This window comes from Arcticibacterium sp. (assembly GCF_055134445.1).
Window position 1 is genome coordinate 1 of the sequence record NZ_JBSRVI010000150.1, and the last position, 20,433, is coordinate 20,433.

The 20,433-nt window shown below is 37.7% G+C and carries 19 protein-coding genes; 12 read left to right on the forward strand and 7 right to left on the reverse strand.

Annotation, left to right across the window (positions count from 1 at the left end; translation table 11 throughout):
- The 4 genes from ACTBZY_RS19355 to ACTBZY_RS19370 form a co-directional block, all read left to right on the forward strand.
- Positions 1 to 4,946: T9SS type A sorting domain-containing protein (locus tag ACTBZY_RS19355; protein ID WP_463048015.1), on the forward strand; the 4,946-nt coding region annotated here is incomplete at its 5' end.
- Between the two features lie 48 nt (positions 4,947 to 4,994).
- Positions 4,995 to 7,214 (forward strand): SulP family inorganic anion transporter, encoded by a 2,220-nt coding sequence (locus tag ACTBZY_RS19360; RefSeq protein ID WP_463048016.1) that lies wholly within the window; start codon positions 4,995 to 4,997, stop codon positions 7,212 to 7,214.
- Position 7,215: 1 nt separating this feature from the next.
- Positions 7,216 to 7,437, forward strand: a complete 222-nt coding sequence (locus ACTBZY_RS19365) for a hypothetical protein (RefSeq protein WP_463048017.1) — start codon at positions 7,216 to 7,218, stop codon at positions 7,435 to 7,437.
- Positions 7,438 to 7,445: 8 nt separating this feature from the next.
- On the forward strand, positions 7,446 to 7,979 hold the full coding sequence (locus tag ACTBZY_RS19370) for an NADPH-dependent FMN reductase (RefSeq protein ID WP_463048018.1): 534 nt from the start codon (positions 7,446 to 7,448) through the stop codon (positions 7,977 to 7,979).
- On the opposite strand, the gene rfbC is transcribed toward ACTBZY_RS19370, so the two are convergent.
- From rfbC to ACTBZY_RS19395, 5 genes are read right to left on the reverse strand one after another with little or no spacing between them, the layout of a single operon-like run.
- Complete coding sequence (gene rfbC / locus ACTBZY_RS19375; RefSeq protein ID WP_463048019.1) at positions 7,963 to 8,499, reverse strand: dTDP-4-dehydrorhamnose 3,5-epimerase; 537 nt, start codon at positions 8,497 to 8,499, stop codon at positions 7,963 to 7,965. The two genes, ACTBZY_RS19370 and rfbC, sit on opposite strands and share 17 nt — an antisense overlap.
- Positions 8,496 to 9,578 carry a CDP-glucose 4,6-dehydratase gene (gene rfbG, locus ACTBZY_RS19380; protein ID WP_463048020.1) on the reverse strand — a complete coding sequence of 361 codons (1,083 nt, stop codon included), beginning with the start codon at positions 9,576 to 9,578 and terminating at the stop codon, positions 8,496 to 8,498. Before rfbG ends, rfbC begins: the two co-directional genes overlap by 4 nt.
- Positions 9,578 to 10,525: an NAD-dependent epimerase/dehydratase family protein gene (locus ACTBZY_RS19385; protein ID WP_463048021.1), complete on the reverse strand. Its 948-nt coding sequence runs from the start codon at positions 10,523 to 10,525 to the stop codon at positions 9,578 to 9,580. Before ACTBZY_RS19385 ends, rfbG begins: the two co-directional genes overlap by 1 nt.
- Positions 10,516 to 11,289, reverse strand: coding sequence for a glucose-1-phosphate cytidylyltransferase (gene rfbF, locus ACTBZY_RS19390; RefSeq protein WP_463048022.1), 774 nt, complete (start codon positions 11,287 to 11,289; stop codon positions 10,516 to 10,518). The genes ACTBZY_RS19385 and rfbF overlap by 10 nt, the downstream gene beginning before the upstream one ends.
- Positions 11,286 to 12,269 carry a glycosyltransferase family 2 protein gene (locus ACTBZY_RS19395; protein ID WP_463048023.1) on the reverse strand — a complete coding sequence of 328 codons (984 nt, stop codon included), beginning with the start codon at positions 12,267 to 12,269 and terminating at the stop codon, positions 11,286 to 11,288. The genes rfbF and ACTBZY_RS19395 overlap by 4 nt, the downstream gene beginning before the upstream one ends.
- Positions 12,270 to 12,514: 245 nt before the next feature.
- Between ACTBZY_RS19395 and ACTBZY_RS19400 the strand changes: the two genes are divergently transcribed.
- The 3 genes from ACTBZY_RS19400 to ACTBZY_RS19410 all read left to right on the forward strand — a co-directional run bounded on the left by ACTBZY_RS19400 (position 12,515) and on the right by ACTBZY_RS19410 (position 13,857).
- Positions 12,515 to 12,922 (forward strand): hypothetical protein, encoded by a 408-nt coding sequence (locus tag ACTBZY_RS19400; protein WP_463048024.1) that lies wholly within the window; start codon positions 12,515 to 12,517, stop codon positions 12,920 to 12,922.
- A gap of 258 nt (positions 12,923 to 13,180) precedes the next feature.
- Positions 13,181 to 13,477 carry a type II toxin-antitoxin system HigB family toxin gene (locus ACTBZY_RS19405; protein ID WP_463048025.1) on the forward strand — a complete coding sequence of 99 codons (297 nt, stop codon included), beginning with the start codon at positions 13,181 to 13,183 and terminating at the stop codon, positions 13,475 to 13,477.
- Positions 13,478 to 13,488: 11 nt separating this feature from the next.
- A complete protein-coding gene (locus ACTBZY_RS19410; RefSeq protein WP_463048026.1) occupies positions 13,489 to 13,857 on the forward strand; it encodes a helix-turn-helix domain-containing protein in 369 nt (122 codons plus the stop codon).
- 90 nt (positions 13,858 to 13,947) lie between these two features.
- Here the strand turns inward: ACTBZY_RS19410 and ACTBZY_RS19415 are convergent, their stop codons facing one another.
- On the reverse strand, positions 13,948 to 15,567 hold the full coding sequence (locus tag ACTBZY_RS19415) for a sulfatase family protein (protein WP_463048027.1): 1,620 nt from the start codon (positions 15,565 to 15,567) through the stop codon (positions 13,948 to 13,950).
- Between the two features lie 134 nt (positions 15,568 to 15,701).
- Between ACTBZY_RS19415 and ACTBZY_RS19420 the strand changes: the two genes are divergently transcribed.
- From ACTBZY_RS19420 to ACTBZY_RS19435, 4 genes are all read left to right on the forward strand, one after another.
- Positions 15,702 to 16,526, forward strand: coding sequence for a ceramidase domain-containing protein (locus ACTBZY_RS19420; protein ID WP_463048028.1), 825 nt, complete (start codon positions 15,702 to 15,704; stop codon positions 16,524 to 16,526).
- 147 nt (positions 16,527 to 16,673) lie between these two features.
- Positions 16,674 to 17,594: a mechanosensitive ion channel family protein gene (locus ACTBZY_RS19425; protein ID WP_463048029.1), complete on the forward strand. Its 921-nt coding sequence runs from the start codon at positions 16,674 to 16,676 to the stop codon at positions 17,592 to 17,594.
- Between the two features lie 140 nt (positions 17,595 to 17,734).
- Positions 17,735 to 18,154: an SRPBCC domain-containing protein gene (locus ACTBZY_RS19430; RefSeq protein WP_463048030.1), complete on the forward strand. Its 420-nt coding sequence runs from the start codon at positions 17,735 to 17,737 to the stop codon at positions 18,152 to 18,154.
- Between the two features lie 5 nt (positions 18,155 to 18,159).
- Positions 18,160 to 18,999, forward strand: coding sequence for a VOC family protein (locus tag ACTBZY_RS19435; RefSeq protein ID WP_463048031.1), 840 nt, complete (start codon positions 18,160 to 18,162; stop codon positions 18,997 to 18,999).
- On the opposite strand, the gene ACTBZY_RS19440 is transcribed toward ACTBZY_RS19435, so the two are convergent.
- The gene (locus ACTBZY_RS19440) at positions 18,996 to 19,565 is read right to left on the reverse strand and encodes a uracil-DNA glycosylase family protein (protein WP_463048032.1); all 570 of its coding nucleotides are present in this window, start codon (positions 19,563 to 19,565) and stop codon (positions 18,996 to 18,998) included. The genes ACTBZY_RS19435 and ACTBZY_RS19440 overlap by 4 nt on opposite strands.
- Positions 19,566 to 19,717: 152 nt before the next feature.
- Here ACTBZY_RS19440 and ACTBZY_RS19445 point away from each other — a divergent pair, with 152 nt between their 5' ends.
- Complete coding sequence (locus tag ACTBZY_RS19445) at positions 19,718 to 20,431, forward strand: hypothetical protein (RefSeq protein WP_463048033.1); 714 nt, start codon at positions 19,718 to 19,720, stop codon at positions 20,429 to 20,431.
- The last annotated feature ends 2 nt before the right edge of the window (positions 20,432 to 20,433 follow it).

Here is a 20,433-nt window from a genome sequence, read left to right on the forward strand (position 1 = left end):
GAGAAAGTATCAACGTTTCAGCCAAAGGTTGTTTAGGGAATTTACAATGGTTTGATGGTAGTTCAGATTCCTTGCGTGTTTTCAGTCCGGCAATCACAGGATATTTAGTAGCTAAATGTTCTATAACGGGTTGTTCTACAATAGCCAAAGATTCGGTAGAAATCACGGTACGTCCTGGCATTTCTGCTCCTATCATTACGGCTACTAAAACGGAGATCTGTTATGGTGATTCGGTGACACTTAATGTTACAGCTTGCTCAGGTGATATCCTGTGGAGTTCTGGTGAAAATACTATTAAAATTATAGTAAAACCGACTTCACTCGTGACTTATTCGGCTACTTGTTCGGCTAATTCTTGTACCAGTCCAGTTTCAAATACCATTGAGGTACAAGGTTATCCAGAATTGATAGCTGGGAGTGTTTCGCAGTCCACAGATGTGAATTGTGCTGGATTTAATCCGTCTACCATTTCAAATGCAACAAGTCCTTCGGGAGGAAAAGGAGTTTTAAGTATTTCTTGGGAGATGTCGGAGAATTGTTCCAATGGTAGTTCTTGGTCTGTGATTTCAGACGAGACGGGTTTAACTTATAACCCTTCTACCATTCAAAAAACAACCTGTTACCGAAGAAAGACAGTGGATGATTGTGGTGATATTGTTTATTCCAATATATCTACGATTCAAATTGCCGATGATCCCACTATAGCAGTAAGCTCATCTGAAACTAGCATTTGTTCCAATCAAAGTTTTACACTTACTGCAAATGTTTCAGGAGGCACGGGGGTATGTAATGTCATCTGGCAGCGGAATTTGAAGTCCTCGGCTTCGGGATCTTCTTTCTGGGAGGATATACCAGGAATAGCTTTGACTAACGTTATTTCAGGTGTAGAAAATACTGAGGCAACTAAAATCTCGGTTTATTATAGAGCTATTTATGATTGTGAACTGACCAATTGTAATAAAGCCACTTCAAATTCCCTAGAAATTAAGGTAGCACCCAGTATTGTGGTCAATGTGACTTCGGACAAGCTTGATATTTGTGAAGGAGAAAGTATCAACGTTTCAGCCAAAGGCTGCTTCGGGAACCTTCAATGGTTTGATGGTAGTTCAGATTCCTTGCGTGTTTTCAATCCAACGGTTTCAGGATACTTGGTGGCTACATGTTCCACAGAAGGCTGCGATGTTACGACCAAAGATTCGGTGGAAATCACGGTACGTCCTGGTATTTCTGCTCCTATCATTACGGCTACTAAAATGGAGATCTGTTATGGTGATTCGGTGACGCTTAATGTTACAGCTTGCTCAGGTGATATCCTGTGGCGTTCTGGTGAGAATACTGCTGAAATTATAGTAAAACCTACATCACGGGTGACTTATTCGGCTACTTGTACCACTAATTCTTGTACCAGTCCAGTTTCAAATACCATTGAGATACAAGGTTATCCAGAATTGTTCCCAGGAAGTATAGATATTAATAACGAGATAAACTGTGCAGGCTTTAATCCGAGTACTATAAGTAGTGAAAGCGACCCTTTTGGAGGGAAAGGAGTTTTAACTATCTCCTGGGAGATGTCTGAAAATTGTTCCGCTTTAAGTCCAACTTGGAGTGCAATTTCTGAGGAAACAGGCTTAACTTTTAACCCTTCTACCATTCAAAAAACGACTTGTTATAGAAGAAAAATATTGGATGAATGCGGTGCTGTGGTTTATTCGAATATCTCTACCATCCAAATTGTGGAGGATCCTTCTATAGAAGTAAGCTCTTCAGAAAACATCATTTGTGCTAATCAAAGTTTTACACTTACCGGCATTGTTTCAGGTGGTACTGGGGTATGTAATGTCATCTGGCAGCGGAATTTGAAGTCCTCGGCATCGGGTTCTTCTTTCTGGGAAGATATTTCTGGTTCATCATTGACCAACGTTATTTCAGGTGTAGAAAATACCGAGGCAACTACCATCACGGTTTATTATAGAGCTATTTATGACTGTGAGCTGACCAATTGTAATAAAGCCACTTCAGAGGCTTTTGAAATTCAAGTTTTACCTTCTTCTGAAGTAGAATTGAATATATCAGATTCTACAGTTTGTGTCGGAAATTCTGTTATGCTTAGAGCATCTAGTTGTGGAGGCATTTTAACTTGGTCTGACGGAGAAGAAGGGCTAACAAGAACCATTGAAGTTACAGTTTCAGCGTCTTATATCGCTACCTGCAGTAGTGCTTGTGGTAATTACACCGCTACGTCAAATATTAATGCCATCCCAGGATATGAACCGCCGGTTAACACTACGCCAATAAGTGCGATTCAACCCGATATGCTAACGTTTTCGGCAGTTGGAACTAATTTGAAATGGTATGCTTCGGCTACGGTTGATACCAGTTTGGTTTCTGCTCCTATAGAAACAGAAATTGGCGATTATACTTATTATGTAAGTCAGTCGAATAGTACCTGTGAAAGCCCAAGAATTGAAGTCAATGCTACAGTTTATAGCCCGTTAACTATTGTGAATCAACCCATGGACCAGTATGATTGTGAAGGGAACTCGGTCTACTTTTCTGTCGAGGCAATAGGAGCAGGGACAATATTTTATCAGTGGCAACGAAAACGACCGGGAGAAACACAGTTTACGGATTTGAAAGATGATGATGAAGGAATAAAGTATACATTGACTCCAAATCTGCGAGTATCTGCGGTAGGGGATAATGATAACCCTGTTTTATCTGAGTATAGATGTAGAATGAGCGATTCTCTGAGTTATATTCAAACTTATGAACGGGTCCTTTATGCAAATGTAATTGAAGGAACCTTGCCAAATATAGAAACCTGTGTTGGTACTGATTTCGAATTTCGCTTGTACGATTATGTAAGAACTACGGGCGATATTATGTCATTTCAATGGCAAATTAGAGATGATGTGATTGATAAGTGGATTGACATTTCTGATGATTTTAGAACGACTGGTTCAAAGAGCCCAAATATGACCATCAAAAATATCCAGATTTATGATACAAGAAAGTATAGGTGTAGCCTAGTCTTTAATACAGGAGGATTTGAGTGTACCGAAAATACGGATCAAACACTTCTTAAGGTTGGCACATACCCCAATAGGCCACCTGATTTATTGGAGGAGTACTGTCAAGGAAAAACCACAAAGACACTTTCTTTTAATGGAAAGCCGAATGACGAACTATGGTATATCGCCACCAATAAGGAGGCTGTAGGATTCAAAAAAGCCCCAAAACCAAGCTCTGATGAAGCTGGAACTTATGAATGGTGGTTTACCGAGATTTCAAAAGAGGATTGTGAAAGTCCAAAAGCGAAATACACAGTGATTATACACCCTAAACCAGAGGCACCTGCCAGTACCACACCACAGTTTGTGGACGAAGGGCAGACCTTGCTTTTTGACGCCAATGGTGAAAACTTGCACTGGTTTACTTCCAGAACAGGTAAGAAATTTGAAACACAAAATCCCTATTATACGGAGATCGACGAATATAAACACTATGTTTCTCAGTCGAGTGACTTTGCTTGCGAAAGTGATAGAACTTTAATTATCTCATTTATTCGGGGCACACTTGGCTTTAAAAAGGCATTGGAAGATAGAGCCGACTGTGAGGGAAACAGTGTGAGGTTCCCTGCTAATGGAAAAGGATTAGGAAGTTTAGTGTACCTATGGGAAAGGAAAGTGCCAGGAGATTCTTTGTTTAGAGAAATGGAAGGAGAGACAAGCAGCTCGCTTTTAGTCTCAAAAATTGGTTCGGCCGAGAATCCACATAAGACCCAGTTTAGGGTAAAAGTGAGTGATTCCACCGGCATAGAAACTTCAAACGCAGCTTATTTATTAGTCAATGAAATCAAAGGCAGCCTTAATGCTCAGTACTATTGTACGGATGATGTTTGGCGAGTAAACCTTGACAGCTTGGACATACAAGGACAGGTTAAAGAGTATCAACTCCAGGTACAGCCAGAAAGGTCTTGGGTGACTTTGGATACCATCTTTAGACTTGATTCTACACGGATATTGAGCTTTTATGATTTGAAAGAAAGTATCTTCTTGGACGCTGATTACCGAATAAGGATGGTTTTTGAAGCTGAAAATGGCGGAACTTGTGCTAGAAGTACGGAAGAGTTTAATTTCAAAACTGAGGTGAGACCTCTGAAACCTGAAAAATTAGTCATAGAAATTTGTCAATACTCCGAACTTGAGCTTCCGATTAAAGACTCATTAAATTTTATATGGTTTGAAAATCTTTCGGATACAACTTTGGAGTCTAATGTAAGTTTAGAGCATGCAGGTAAGTTTGAGTACTATTATGCTTATCAGGATTCCATAACGGGTTGTATTAGCCAAAAGGATACTTTTATCTTAGAAGTCCTCGCGGTTGATTCGCTTTCTCTCTTAAGTAATGAATTTACATTTTGTACGGAGGATACGGTCTCTCCAGTAGTGATTGATGACGTGTTGAAATATACATGGTATAAAGATGATGAGGTATTTAGCATTATTGGGGACAGTTTAATGATAGATAGAAAAGAGGCTAGTACAGAATCTTTTTGGTTTAAAGTAGAGTATCTTAGCCACTGTTTTAGCCCTCTAGAAAAAATCATAGTAAAGGTGGAACCTTGCGAAACAGAGAATATTCCCGAAGAATTGGGATATGAAAATGTTGCTTTCACGGATGCCGCGTCTAAAATCAGTTGTGAGAGTTATCCAAATCCATCAAAATCTGGAAAAGAAGTGTTTGTTTCAGCCGAAAACATGGAGTTCGAAGATGTTTTCATTTACGATAACCTCGGAGTATTGGTGTTTAAAGAGCATTGGACACAAAAAAATAGTCTTCAAAAAATTAATATAAATTCGGAATTGAGCGATGGGGTTTATATTTTAAGGATTCTTGGGGATAAAAGAAACTACTGTGAATGGAAAATGGTTGTGGCGAAATAAGAAGTTATACGGAACCTAAGAATAAGTAAAACCACTTAAATTTAATTTATGACTTTAAAAAACGTTTTTGGTGAAGGCTTTGCCAATAATATTTTTTCAGGCCTAGTAGTATCATTAATAGCTCTTCCTTTAGGTTTAGGGCTAGCTTTAGCTTCTGGAGCACCGCCCATTTCTGGAGTGGTGGCAGCAGTAGTCGGAGGGGTTCTTGTTTCTATCTTAGGCGGTTCCCATGTTACTATTACTGGACCAGGAAATGGTCTTGTGGTGGCAGTATTGGGGGCTATCACGGTGCTTGGTGAAGGTGATATGTATCAGGGTTACCTTTATACATTAGCGGCTGTTATCATTTCAGGAGGACTCATTACTCTTTTGGCCTTTGTTAATTTAGGTAAACTGTCAAACTTTTTCCCATCATCCGCTATTCAAGGTATGTTGGCGGCTATTGGCGTAATAATTTTAGCAAAGCAGTTCCATATTATGATTGGAAACTTAGAAGCGTCCGGTTCTCCACTAGCTTTATTGATTTCTATTCCAAGTGCCATTTTAGAAAGTATAAAGATGCCAGAGAGGCATCCAGCCGCTATTGCAGGTATTTGTTCTCTGTTAATAATGGTGTTCTATCCTAAAATAAGGAATAAATATTTTCAACTTATTCCTGCACCTATGTGGATTGTATTTTTATCCGTAGGTATTGCTTATTTCTATGCCAATAAATTAGGAATGGATAATCCCATTTCTGATGAGTATTTGGTAAGTATTCCGGATAACGTTTTTTCTCGCTTTCCGAAACCAGATTTTGGGAAAGTATTAAGCCCAGATTTCTTACTGGCAGTTTTTACCATTACTTTAATAGCCAGTATAGAGTCATTACTTTCTATTAAAGCGGTAGATAAATTGGATCCTCAAAGAAGGCGTTCCAATGTCAATAAGGACTTAAAAGCATTAGGAATTGCGACGGTAGTTTCTGGTTTTTTAGGTGGTTTGAATGTGGTGACAGTAATTGCAAGAAGCTCTGTTAATGTGAATAATAACGCTACCAATAGAAGCTCAAATTTCTTTCAGGCAGTTTTCTTAGTATTGTTTATTTGGCTTTTTAAGGATCAGTTAGAGAATATTCCATTTCCAGCTTTAGCGGCCATTTTGGTTTTCACAGGATTTAAGTTGGCTTCGCCTACAGTGCTTAAAAGAATGTCTGAAATCGGAAAGGAACAGGTGTTGATTTTTTCTGTAACAGTGATAGTTACATTAATGACCAGCCTCACCATCGGAATAGCTATTGGTATTTTTACAACGCTGTTGGTGCACGTTTTTTTAACTAGAAGTGTGAAGTTATTCTTTTTTAATATCAAGAATAATAATGTTAGCAAATATTTAGAGGAGGATGGAAAGCAGCATATTACGGTAAAACACTTCAGTACTTTTCTTAATTTTTATAGATTAAAGAATGTTTTGGATGCTATAAAGCCAGACGAAAGAGTGGTAGTAGATTTGCTAGAGTGTAATTTCGTAGACCACACTGTAATGGAAAATCTGTGGGATTATGAGCAAGTTTTTGACAAAAACGGCGGAGAGTTTGAGGTGATTGGTTTGGATTTGCATAATGCAGAGTCTAGCCATCCTTTTGCTTTAAGAAGAGCTTTGAAATTTGTGCCCTTTGTGAATGCTCCCGATATACAGACCAAACGTCAAAAAGAGATTGGGGCTTTTACGGAAAGTATGGGCTGGTATTTCAGTTCAGAAAATGATTATCATATGTACTTTCTGAGAGATTTTAATTATTTCAGAACCAGACAGGTGGATCATCTTTATAATAAAGCTCATGATCCGGACAAAGTCTTTAAACTCTTTGATGTAGAGTATTCTGAGGGTGCTTTTATTTTAGAAGAGCAGCTTCATGCCACCATGTTATTCATCAATACTAGAAATAGTATTCCAGCTTTTACATTAGATAAAGGCGATTTTTACGAAAGAATGCACTATCTAGGAGGGTACAAGGAAATTAAGTTTAAAACCTTCAGAGACTTCGCCAGAAGGTTTACTTTAAGGGGAGATAAACTTTTAGGTATCAGAAGGTTTTTTACAGATGAACTTATTCTTTTCTTTGAGAGTAATAGTTATTACCACATTGAGTCTAATGGAAAGGGTGGTCTTTTAATTATGGATAAAGAAAGACACAGTGGAGTGGGAGAGGTGAAAGCCTTAGTAGATTTTGGTATTAGGTTAGAAGCCATTATTAATAAATCTTTAGAGATAGAACTAAAAAAATAATATGTCATTCGATTTTAAGAAATATCACGTACGAGCCATGAATGCTGCCAATGACGCAGAAAAGGCAGTGATAAACGAGGAACTTAAAGCCTATTATGCCAGCTTGCCAGAAGAAGAAAAGGCTGTATTTAATGAAGCTTTACAAAAATTTTTAATCAAGGAAATGTCTTCTATTAAGTCTGTTTATGATGGGGTTAAGGCTGGAGAACCATCTGAAAATTAAGTTAGGGAATGAAAAGAGTTTTGGCTTTTGGGGCGAGTAGTAGTAAGTCGTCAATCAATAGAACTTTGGCTATATATGCCGCTAATGCCATCGAAAAAGTGGAGGTGGAGATTTTGGACTTGAATGATTTCGAGATGCCTATCTTTAGTGTGGATAGAGAAAAAGAAGATGGTATTCATCCGCTAGCCTATAAGTTTAAGGAGCATTTAAAAGGTGCAGATGGTATTCTGATATCATTTGCCGAACATAATGCTGCTTATTCTGCGGCATATAAGAACATTTACGACTGGGCTTCTAGAATAGAAAAGAGTTTTTTCTATGACAAGCCACTTTGTTTATTGGCTACATCTACAGGAGCTAGAGGTGGAGCTAGAGTTTTAGATATAGCGTTTAATGCCTATAGCTTCGCTAATAGGAACTTAGTGACAAAGTTTTCATTACCCTCTTTTAAAGAGAATTTTAAAGAAGGCGAAGGAATTGTAAATTCGGAATTAAAGGATAGTCTTTTTGCTGAGCTGGAAAAGTTTAGGGAAGCTCTTTGAAATCAGGATAAACAGCATCCCTTTCAGACATATCTGGGTTAACAAAAGGCCATTTGATATCAAAGAAAGGGTCGTTCCATCTTATCCCGGCTTCCTTTCCTGGACTATATAACGCTGAAACTAAATAAGCTATTTCGGTATTATCTGTCAATGTGCAAAAGCCATGAGCAAAGCCTTTCGGAATATAAACCTGAAAGGCATTATCTTCTGAAAGTTCTACTGCTACATGCTGCCCATAAGTAGGAGAACCCTCTCTAATATCAATAATTACATCTAATAAAGCTCCTCTGGTACACCTCACCAGTTTGGCTTCCTCTGCACTGTCCGTTTGATAGTGCATACCCCTTAGCGTGTTTTTAGCCAAGGTTTTTGACATGTTACCTTGTACAAAAACAGTTTCTAAACCATGATCTTTAAATTCATTGACACAGAAAGTTCGGGCAAAGAAACCTCTATCGTCTTCTCTTTTTTGAGGTTCTAAAATGAACGCTCCTTTTAGTTTTGTTTCTTTGAAAATCATAAAGCCCAGCCTGTTTTATTCTTGCTAGCGGTTTCTGTGTATTCGTTTATTTGAGCCACTCGATGCTCGTAAAGATTAGGTTCCTCTTGAGCCAAATAACCTTCAACGGTAAATCTAATGGTTTCCTCAAAGTCTAATTGAGGATGCCAGTTCAGATAATTGGCCGCCTTAGTTATATCTAATTTTAAAAAATTGGCTTCATGAAATTGAGCATCGGTCGCTGTTATTTCAAAGATGAGCTCCGTAGATTTTCCTATTTCTGTAGCCACGTCTAAAACGTTATAATGCACATAGGTACTCGGGCCAAAATTCCAGCCACCGTCATATTTCTTAGCGTTTTCTGCCAATAAAGCCAACTGCATATAGCCAGAAAGTGGCTCCAAAACGTGCTCCCAAGGTCTGGTAGCTTTTGGGCTTCTTATCTCTACTGTTTTATTGGCTCTTATGCTTTTGAAAATGTCAGGTATCAATCTGTTCTCAGACCAGTCTCCACCGCCTATCACATTACCTGCCCTTACGGTTACTACGCCCACAGGAGAGTCTTTATAAAAGGATTCTCTAAATGATTTTGCGGCCAATTCTGCACAAGCTTTTGAGGAGGAATAAGGGTCTTTGCCGCCTAATTCATCGTTTTCTCTGTAGCCCCAAACCACCTCTTTGTTTTCATAACATTTATCGCTGGTGATGAGCACTATTGATTTTAAGTTTTTGCAGCTTCTAGCGGCTTGCAGCAAATTGACAGTTCCCATGACGTTGGTCATGTAGGTTTCTATTGGGTCTTTATAAGAGTCGATTACTAAAGCCTGAGCGGCCAAATGAAAAATATAATCTGGCTGAATACGGTTTAGTTCTGCTTGAATTTTAGTCAAATCTGCAACATTACCGTAGGTCTGACTGATTTTACTTTCTAGCTCGCATTTGACAAAATTGTCCATGTCTGTTTTGGCTTCTAAAGCATAGCCGAAAACTTCAGCTCCTAACTCATGAAGCCAGATAGATAACCAAGAACCTTTAAAGCCCGTATTTCCGGTTATAAATACCTTCTTCCCTTTAAATCTGTCAAATAGTTTTTTAGCCATTATTTTTTTTCTTGCTCTAAGAATTTAAAGATTTTTTCAGCCTCCTCCACAAAATGGGCTTCTGCCTTATAATTTACCAGTCCTTTTATTTTTGAGGAGTCTATATACATAGGCTCGCCAGGTTCATAGGGGTCATTGGTATTTAATTCAATTTCTAAACGTTCGCTAAATTGATTCTGATATGCGGTTTGAACAGCCTCGGCTATATCTAAAAGAGAGTAACTCTTTTCACTGCTTAAATTAAATGTATCATTAGTAGGTGTGTTTTGACTTAATTGTTCCATTACATGGCAAACATCGCCCATCCAAATGAAATCTCTAGATGCATGTCCATTTCCTTTTAAGGCAATCTTCTTTTCTTTAAAAGCCATCTTGCTAAGGTCATTCAGTATCAAATACCATTTGGAAGAATCATAGTCTTTAGGGCAGCCATAGCTGTTAGAAAGGCGAATGATGCTATACGGAATACCAAATTTTGCGTGATATTGTTTGACGTAATATTCCGCAAAAAGATGCGTGATACCATAGTCGTTCATAGGAACTGTATCTGTCCATTCTGTTATTTCACCGGCATTCTTACCATAAACATGAAAGGTAGAAAAGTATATGAAATGCTCGGGTTTATTACTTTTTAAAGCTTCCAAGATATTTCTTGTGCCCAAGGAGTTCACTAGTAAGGCATCTTTAGGATAGGCGTCATCATGGTGCTCATTCATGCTCGCACAGTGAATAACCGTATGGTACTTGTCGGTGATTTTTTCTAAACAGTCTGACAGAGAACCTATATCACAAATGAGCGTTTTGAAAGAGGCATCAAACTCCAGTTTTCGGAGTCTTTTAGTCAATACTGTAACCTTATATCCTTGATTGCAGAAATATTCCGTAAGCCAAGAACCTAAGTTTCCTAGACCGCCAGTAATGAGTATTTTCTTCTGATTTACTTCCATGTTTTCCAAGGTGCGTTGCCTTCAGCCCAAAGTTCATTGAGTTTTTTATTATCACGAAGGGTGTCCATAGCATGCCAAAATCCCTTGTGTTTGAAGGCTTTCATTTGACCAATACTAGCCAAGCGTTCCATTGGCTCAAGTTCAAACATTTGTTGATCGTTGTCAATATATTCTAATACAGCGGGCTCACAAACAAAGAAACCTGCATTTACCCAAACTTTATCGTCTTTAGGCTTTTCTATGAAACCCGAGATGTCGTTATTCTCTTCAATATTCACTATGCCATATCTTCCTACTGGCTGTACTGTGGTAATGGTCAATAATTTGCCACCTTCTTGATGAGCTTTTACTAAGGCTTTAATGTTAATGTCACCCACACCGTCTCCGTATGTGCATAAAAAAGGTTCATTGCCAATGAAATCCTTGGCTCGTTTTATTCTGCCACCCGTCATGGTCTCATAGCCAGTATCTAGCAGCGTTACTTTCCAATCTTCCGTTTGACTATTATGCACCGTGGTTTCATTGGTTTTTAGGTCAATGGTAAGGCTGCTTTGGTGCATGAAAAAGTTGGTGAAATACTCTTTTATGATGTGCCCTTTATAACCCAACAGAATTACAAACTCTTTATAGCCGTGCTCCGAGTAAGTTTTCATAATGTGATAAAGAATAGGTAGCCCACCAATTTCTACCATTGGCTTTGGTTTTACAACCGTCTCTTCGCTTAGTCTTGTGCCAAATCCACCTGCTAATATGAGTACTTTCATAATTTGTAAGTCTGTTTTTTCTTCAAAACGTAAAGTTTGTAAAATTCCTTCAACATGCCAGTACAATACGCCAGCATTAGTGTATTCGCCAATAAAACTGCAGTAAAACCTATTTTTATACGCCTATGCTCTGCAATTGCCGAAACTAAAATCAAAAAGTTATAAACTAAAAAAGGAAGGGCTAATAGTAAGGTATCCGGCGTATTGGCTACAAAAAAGAGTACCAATAGGAGGGAATAAGCACAGTAGACCACAGGTAAAAGATGAGCCATTTTAAAAGAACCTGGTATAAGCTGGCTGATGTTAATTCTAGCTCTGCCAAAAAAGTGAAGCTGATTAAAATAACCTTTCAATGTGCCTTTTCTTTCGTGATTGACGTAGGCGTCTTCTATCAAGCCTGTTTTAAAACCTGCGGCAATAATCCTTTGACTCCATTCTATATCTTCTCCCATGAATGGAATGCTGAAACCTTTCGTGGTTTCATAAACTTCTCTAGAAACGCCCATATTGAAGCTTCTTGGGAAGTATTTTCCAATGCTTGATTTTTTTCCTCTAGTTCCGCCTGTTGTCAAAAGTGATGTCATACAGAAATTAACGGCCTTTTGAAAATCCGTAGACTCAGGGTGAAGTTCGTCTGGTCCACCATAGGTGTCTAAATAGTTTACTTTCAAGCTCTCGTTTACGGTCTCTAAGTAGCTATTTGGCATTACAATGTCCGAATCCAAAATGACGAAATACTCACCTAGGGCTTCTTGCATACCACGATTTCTAGAATATCCTTGGCCATCGTTTCCTTTGAAAATGTATCGGATGTTGAGTTTATCGGCGAAAGATGCCACAACCTCGTCTGATTTAATGGTAGACCCACTTTCAATCACCAAAACCTCGAAATTATTATAGGTTTGACTGACTAAGCAGTTAAGGAGTTTTTCAATATGATCCGGGCGGTTATATACCGGAATGATGAAAGAGTAAAACATCGAAAATTATTTATTAGTATGCACGTGCTTATTAGAAAGCCAGAATTGTGCCATGAAGATACGGGATTAAAAATTGTTTTGAGTTGTAGTTCGAAGAAAGAGGCTTTTGATAATCAAATGTAAATACGAAACTATAATGGTTTAGAGTGTTTGAATGAGTGAACAGAATCCAGTCTGTTTCTTATGTTTTAGCTCTACCGATTAGATGTATTGAGTGTAGTTCCTTAAACAAAAAAGCTAGTGTAATGAAATTAATGGACTATGAAATAAAAAGAAGATTAGATATTGCTTTAGATATGCTTTATGAGAAGGAGGGTTATCTACTGAAAAACGCTGCTCATGAAAGAAGTATAACACATAAACTTGCGGAATGTTTACAGGTCTTATTTCCAGATTATCACGTGGATTGTGAATATGATTTAAATATAGATAATGTTGATGGTTGCTTTAAAGGGAAAAAGGAAATTCAAATACTTAGAAACGAACTTTTAAAAGTAAAAAGGCATGTGGCCTCAGGTAAAGGTGTAGTACAAGAATATGGAGAAATATTAATTCCATTAAATATATATCCAGATATTGTCATTCATCAACGTGGAACCAATGAGCGGAATGTTTTAATTATTGAAGTCAAAAAATCAAACAATGCGAGTTAGAAAGCCATAGAGCTGGATGAACTGAAATTAAAAGCTTACACTAGTCAGGAATTAAAATATCGTTTAGGGGCATATATTACTATTTTCGTTTTGGAAGATTGTAGGCAAAAACTTCTAGAAATTACTTTTTATAAGGAAGGGGGAAGAGTTGATGGTGAGGAACAGTCTTGTTGAATAAAGAATAAAAGTCTGAATAGTTTTTATAATATAAGTTCTCTTTTTGAGAACTTATATTATCTTTGTGTTCAGATATAGGGTATGAAAAGAATCATTGCTAAAAGAGTACTTAAAGAGTTTTGGGAGAAGCATACGGATACGGAGCCATATTTAAAGACATGGTTTGAAACGGCGAAAAAATCCAATTGGACTTCGCCTAATGACATTAAACAAACCTATGTAAGTGCAAGTGTATTAAAAGATAGCCGAGTGGTGTTTAATATTAAGGGAAACTCATATCGTTTAATTGTGAAATTCAACTTTGAGCGGCAATGGGCTTTTATACGATTTATTGGAACTCATGCGGAATATGATAAAGTAAACGCGGACACTATTTAATAAATGACATTATGAATATTAGACCAGTAAAAAACGACGAAGATTATGAAAAGGCCTTGGAGAGGTTAGAGGTAATTTTTGACGCTATACCCAACACATTGGAAGGTGATGAAGCAGATATATTATCTATGTTGATTGATAATTATGAGAATCAATATTACCCAATAGAAGCTCCTGACCCAATAGAAGCTATTAAAATAAGAATGGAAGAATTGAATCTTAAACAAAAAGATTTAGTGGGTATAATTGGAGGAAAAGGAAGGGTCTCAGAAGTGCTGAATAAAAAGAAAAGACTTACTGTTGATATGATTAGAGAGTTTGAAAGGATTCTAAATATTTCGGCTTCCGTTCTGGTAAATAACTATCAGCTTTTAAAGTAAAGTTTCTTCTTAAGTCTGAAAGAATAATACAAAATAAAGGAAGGGCAAAACCCTTCCTTTGTAAGTCATCTCTAGTAAAAAGGAACAGCCTTACTTCCCTACTGCAGTTGGCCTAAAGTTTTTGTCCTTATACATTTGCATGTATTTTTTGTCTAGGTCTTCGGAGTCTTTGTATTTCACTCTTAGGTCTGCTAGATCAGATTTTAGCTTGGTTAGCGTTTTGGCATATGCTGGGTCATTATAGACGCTTTTCATTTCTTGTGGGTCTTTCTTACGGTCGTAAAGTTCCCATTCGTCCACGTCGTCATAGAAGTGAATCAATTTATAATCTTCTGTCACGATACCATAATGGCGTTTTACCATATGTATCGCTGGATATTCGTAATAATGGTAATAAACAGCCTCCCTAAAGTTTTTAGTTTCTCCTTTGAAAAGAGGAACAAGGCTTTCGCCTTGCATGTCAGATGGAGCCTCTATTTGAGCGGCAGCCAAAATGGTTTGAGCAAAATCCAAGTTCTGCACCATCTGCGTATTGGTAGTTCCGGGCTTGATTACGTTAGGCCATTTTACTAAAAGTGGCGTTTTAAATGACTCGTTGTATATAAAACGTTTATCGAACCATCCATGCTCTCCTAAGTAAAATCCTTGGTCAGAAGTATAAATCACAATCGTATTTTCTGCCAATCCGCTTTCTTCCAAATAGTCTAACACTTTTCCTACACCCTCATCCACAGAAGCGATACTTCCCAGATAATCTTGCATGTATCGCTGATAACGCCACTTCATTTTATCGGTTTGTGTCATGTTTGGGTATTGTTTTTTGAACTCCTCGTTCATAGGTCCATAAACTTTATCCCAAGCAGCTCTTTGCTCTGCATTCATGGCACCCACTTCTCTTTCGAAAGCAGCTTTGTCCCAACCAGCAGTTTCTGGAATGCCTAATTCGTCCATCACATCAGGATAAATTTTGGAATCGCCAGCCCAGTTCATGTGCGTCAATAGATTCATTTCTGCCTCTTTTGCAGCAGAGCCTCTGCCTTCATAATTGTCGAAAAGTGTAGCAGGTTCTTTAAAAGTTTTCTTTGTAAACGCTTTGTAATGTCTTTCTGCTGGTAGCCATTCTCTATGCGGGGCTTTATGAAGATAAGCCATAAAGAAAGGTTTTTCTTGGTCTCTTTCTTTGCTCAGCCAGTTTATAGTTAAGTCCGTAATGATGTCTGTTACATAACCTGTGATGGTCTTTTTACCTTCTTTCTTAGTAATAAACTCTGGGTTATAATACCTGCCTTGGCCTGGTAGAATTTGAAATTCATCAAAACCTTTTGGGTTGTTTCCAAAGTGTAGTTTCCCGAACATGGCTGTTTGATAACCATTTTGCTGGAGCAACTGTGGGAAGGTCATTTGAGTGGTATCAAAAGGGAAATTGTTATCAATTTTCCCGTTTAAATGGCTGTGTTTACCTGTAAGGATTACGGCTCTAGAAGGAGCACAGATAGAGTTAGTAACACAGGCATTGGTAAACAACATGCCTTCATCGGCTATTCTGTCAATGTTCGGCGTTTCTATCAGCGTGTTATCATAAGCAGAAATAGCCTGATAGGCGTGATCATCCGACATGATAAAAAGGATGTTGGGTCTTTTAGCTTTTTCGGGTTGGCATGAAGCTAGTCCCAAAATAGTAATGAGGACTAAGGCGAGTTTTTTTTGCATAAGGGAATTGGATATTGAGGCCAATTTCAGAAAAAGCCTCATGTTTTACAAATTCCTTGTGTTATGTAGTGGTATTTAGTAGACAAATAAATCATATCTTGTTTTCATTATTGGCTTATAAAAGTCAATGTTATATGAAACGCATGGATGTTTTAAGAATACTTGGGCGTGCCTTGTTGGGTACTGCCATGTTATTAATTCTTTGGAAACTGATCAATTACCTTTTAACCGGTGAGGTTTGGAATGGCATGGTTTTGAGCCATTCGGCTCTTGTGAGTGAATATTGCGAATGGAACAATGAAGCCGCTTTCTTTCATCAATCCATGAACACCTATTCCAATCTTTCCTATTTCTTTTTCGGGCTGATTATTTGGCAAATCGGCGAATTTGATAAGAAAAACTTAACCGGAAGTTTTAAAATTAAGTTGATATCATTTCCAGCTTTAAGTATGCTTACAGGAGCCATTTTTATGTATTTGTGTTTTGGCTCAGCTTTTTTTCATGCATCACTTACCAGGCTATCTCAGTATGTGGATATGAATGGTACTTATGGCATTACCGCGATTTTAATTGCAGTTGGTGCTTATGACGTGTTTGTTGGAAAGCCTTTATTGGCGAATCAGCGAAGAAATTGGATACTGATTATTTTGATTGTTGTTCTGGCATTTTATCAACTGTATTTCTTATTGCCAAGCGGTAAATTACTTCCTTTATTAATGCTCAGTTCTTTGATTTTGACAATTATCTCTATTGTAAAAAGTTACCCGAGGAAAAGGATATTTTTGATGATTTTAAGTGTCGGTTTGCTGGTTTGGGCTATACAAATTAGGACTGCTGATGTTCAGAAAATCGACTGCGATCCGCTATCTATTTGGCAGGGGCATTCTTTCTGGCATTTGCTTACATCCGTGAGCAGTTTTTGCACTTATTCATTTTATAGGTTTCAAAAATCGCTTTAAGGGATAGTCATTCTAATCGTCGGTATTGATAAGTTAATAAAGATGAGATTGTGTTTTTAGAGGGGATTTAGGGAATTGCTCTTTGACTAGAAACTTCAAATTCTCAAGAACCGTTTTCTGTTTTTAGTACAATTCCATAAATTTAAGATGATGACAAAAACGAGAAATAGCTTTTATGTCAGTGTGGCATTCACTTTGATAGCGATATTTTTAAACCCCCTATTGAATGTTTTCTTAAGTTATGAAAGTCTATTCATCTCTTTTATAAAAGACTACAGTTATATATTGATAATTGTGGGTGGTACTTGGTTTATAATTGAGCTTGTAGCTCGGCTAAAAGCTTTATTGCTTCGCCAATATGATATAGAGCAAGAGAATAACCTGCAGTCTCGTAAAGTGTTTACACGGCTTAATCTACTAGAAAAGCTAGCCAATTTTATTGTTATTTTATTTGGGGTTGGCCTCATATTTCTCTCTTTCGATAAAATTAGAGAGTTAGGCATAGGCCTGTTTGCTTCTGCAGGTGTAGCAGGTATTATTTTGGGTTTGTCTGCTCAAAAAATTATGGGAACACTTCTGGCGGGAATTCAATTGGCCATTACACAGCCATTTAGAATAGAAGATGCCGTTTTTGTAGAAGGGGAATGGGGCTGGATTGAAGAAATAAATCTCACCTATGTTGTGGTTAGAATTTGGGATAAGAGAAGGTTGGTTTTGCCATCTACTTACTTTTTAGATAAGCCTTTTCAAAACTGGACAAGAAACTCTGCCGACATCACAGGCACCATATTTCTTTATACAGATTATAATGTACCCTTTGACGCCCTCAGAACGGAATTGACGAAGCTTTTGGAAAGTACAGAATTATGGGATGGTCATGTAAACGTACTTCAGGTGACCGAGGCCAAAGAGTTTTCGGTTGAAATTAGAATTTTGGTAAGTGCCAAAAACTCACCTACAACGTGGGATTTGAGGGTTTTTATTCGCGAAAAAATGATATCGTTTATTCAAAAGAACTATCCCGAAAGTTTACCAAGAACTAGGATTGAATTAAAAGAAAGCCTTTAGAAACTAATGGCTTGCCGGCATTGGCGAGCTGATGATTTATATTCAAGCTAAATATGTCTTTAGCGTGCTGGGAAAAGAATTGCTTTTTTGAAATAAAGGAAAACGGTTACCTTTATAAAGGATAAATAATTCTGTATGAAATGAATAAAGACAGCATATTGATTGAAACTGTAGTTCATATTCCCATAGACAGGGTCTGGGAAAGCTGGATGACACCAAGCCATATCATGAATTGGAATAATGCTTCGGATGATTGGCATACTCCTGCTGCATCAAATGATCTTAAAGTCGGTGGTAAGTTTAGCTACATCTTGGCTGCCAAAGACGGGAGCTTTAGCTTTGATTTGGGAGGTATTTACACATCCATTACTGAGAAACTGTTATTGGCTTATGGTTTAGAAGATGAAAGGAAAGTGAAGGTTGAGTTTATGTCAACTGATCAAGGCGTTAAAGTCATTCAGGTTTTTGAGACCGAAACAGAAAATTCTGCTGAGATGCTAAAGACAGGTTGGCAGGCTATTCTGAACAATTTTAAGAAATATACCGAAACCCTAGTTTAAATATTATGAATCACGAAATAAGTCCATGTTTTTGGTTTGACAAAAATGGAAAAGAAGCCGCAAAATTTTACTGCTCCCTTTTTCCAAATTCCGAGATTATAGCGGATGCAGGTGTTATGGTGGTATTCAAATTAGCAAACCAACGCTTTTTAGCATTAAATGGTGGGCCATTTTTCAAAATGAATCACAGTATCTCCTTATTTACGATTTGTGAAACAGAAGCCGAAACGGAGGATATTTGGGAAAAATTATCAGAAGGAGGAAAAGTCTTAATGCCTTTGAATAATTATCCATGGAGTGAAAAATATGGTTGGATTCAGGATAAATATGGGCTTTCTTGGCAAATCACCCTTGGTAAAGTTGCTGATTTCGGTCAAAAAATAACGCCTGCTCTGATGTTTACAAAAGAACAGTTCGGCAGAGCGGAAGAAGCAATAGGTTTTTATAGTGAAATTTTTCCTAAGTCTGAGACACACTTGATTAGTAGATACGACGAATCTGACAAAGTGCATGCAGGTAAAATTAATCATGCACAGTTTAGCTTAGCAGGGCAGAAATTTATTGTAATGGACAGTGGTTTGGAGCAGGAATTTACTTTTTCAGAAGGTATTTCGATTGTTTTAACATGCGATACCCAAGATGAAATTGACCATTATTGGAATCACCTTACAGCTGGTGGTCAAGAAGGTAACTGTGGGTGGTTGAAAGATAAGTTTGGCGTGAGCTGGCAAGTGGTACCGTCTATTTTGTCAGAACTCATGACCGACCCAGAAAAAGCTTCAAGAGTTCAAGCGGCTTTTATGAAAATGAAAAAGTTTGACATCGCTGCTTTGGAAAAAGCTTAATAGACCGCCCTTACCTCAGCTCGTAATGCGGGTAATACATCCGCTGCAAACCACTCATTCTTTTTCATCCAAATGTTATTTCTCGGTGATGGATGTGGAAGTGGCAGGTATGCTGGCAAATAGGCCTCAAAGTTTTTAACAGTTTCAGTCAATGTTTTCTTGGTTCTGTTTCCCAAATAGTGCTTTTGGGCGTACTGCCCGAAAAGTAAGGTTAACTTAATATCCGGCATAAAGTCCCAGAGTTTATCGTGCCATAAAGGAGCACATTCGAGTCTAGGTGGTAAGTCCCCACTTTTGCCTGTTCCGGGGTAGCAAAACCCCATGGGTATGAGGGCGAAAATATCTTTGTCGTAGAATGTTTCTTTAGAAACACCCAACCAAGTCCTTAAATTATCCCCGCTTTTGTCGTCCCACGGAATGCCGCTGTCATGTACTTTTCTTCCTGGAGCCTGTCCAATAATGGCTATTTTGCAGCTTTTCCCAGCCTGAATGACTGGTCTACAGCCAGTAGATAAATGATTTTCACAAACTCGACAATTTGATATTTCTTGGAGGAGTTTTTGCATATTTAAATATATAAGGTAATTAACACTTCCTTTGCATCTTTTTATAGCAAAAGAACGTTTTTAAAGTATTGGTAGATTGGGAACGATTTGTTTCAATCTGTTATGTGATAAAACTTTAAATATTTAATTTGAACTTATAAATCCTTTTAACAATGAAAAAACAGGCATTCTTTATACTTACGCTAACTTTAATATCGCTCGGGTCTTTTGCCCAAAACGTAGATTCTCTTTTCTCTAAATACATAAACGCCACGGGTGGTGAAGATCTGTATAGTAAAATAGAATCTTATGAGGTTCATCAGACAGGAGACGACTCCAAGGTGCCCTTTGAATCTAATGTGGCAGTTTCTGTAAAAGACAAAAAGGTATTAAGAACTAGAACAGTACTTTCTAGAAACTTCCTTTATGAATTGAACGGAACGGCAGCGAATATGCACATACCTACTGGCGGACTTAATAGAGGAAACTCTTTCCAAACCCAAAAATTAAGTGATTTCGAAAAGTCTAAGTTGGAACTAGAATTGTCTGATGAGTTCTTGCCATTTATGAATTATAAGGCCAAAGGTTATAGAGCTAGAGTGATAGGTCCCAAAACGGTGAATAATGAAAACACGGTGCAGGTAGAGTTATCAAAAAGTGGTTTTACGAGAAATTATTATTTTTCTACCAAAACAAACTTACTGGTTCAGGAAGATTTGACCTACTCAAACGGAGATAAGCTTATTTATCAACACAGCAAATATGATAAAGTAGGTGGCATCATGTTTCCTTCAGAAAGTATTATGACTGAAGCTGGCAAGGCAAAGAATATTAAGACAGAATTGAAAATTAATAATATTCCAGACGAAGAATTCGAGGTAAAATAAAT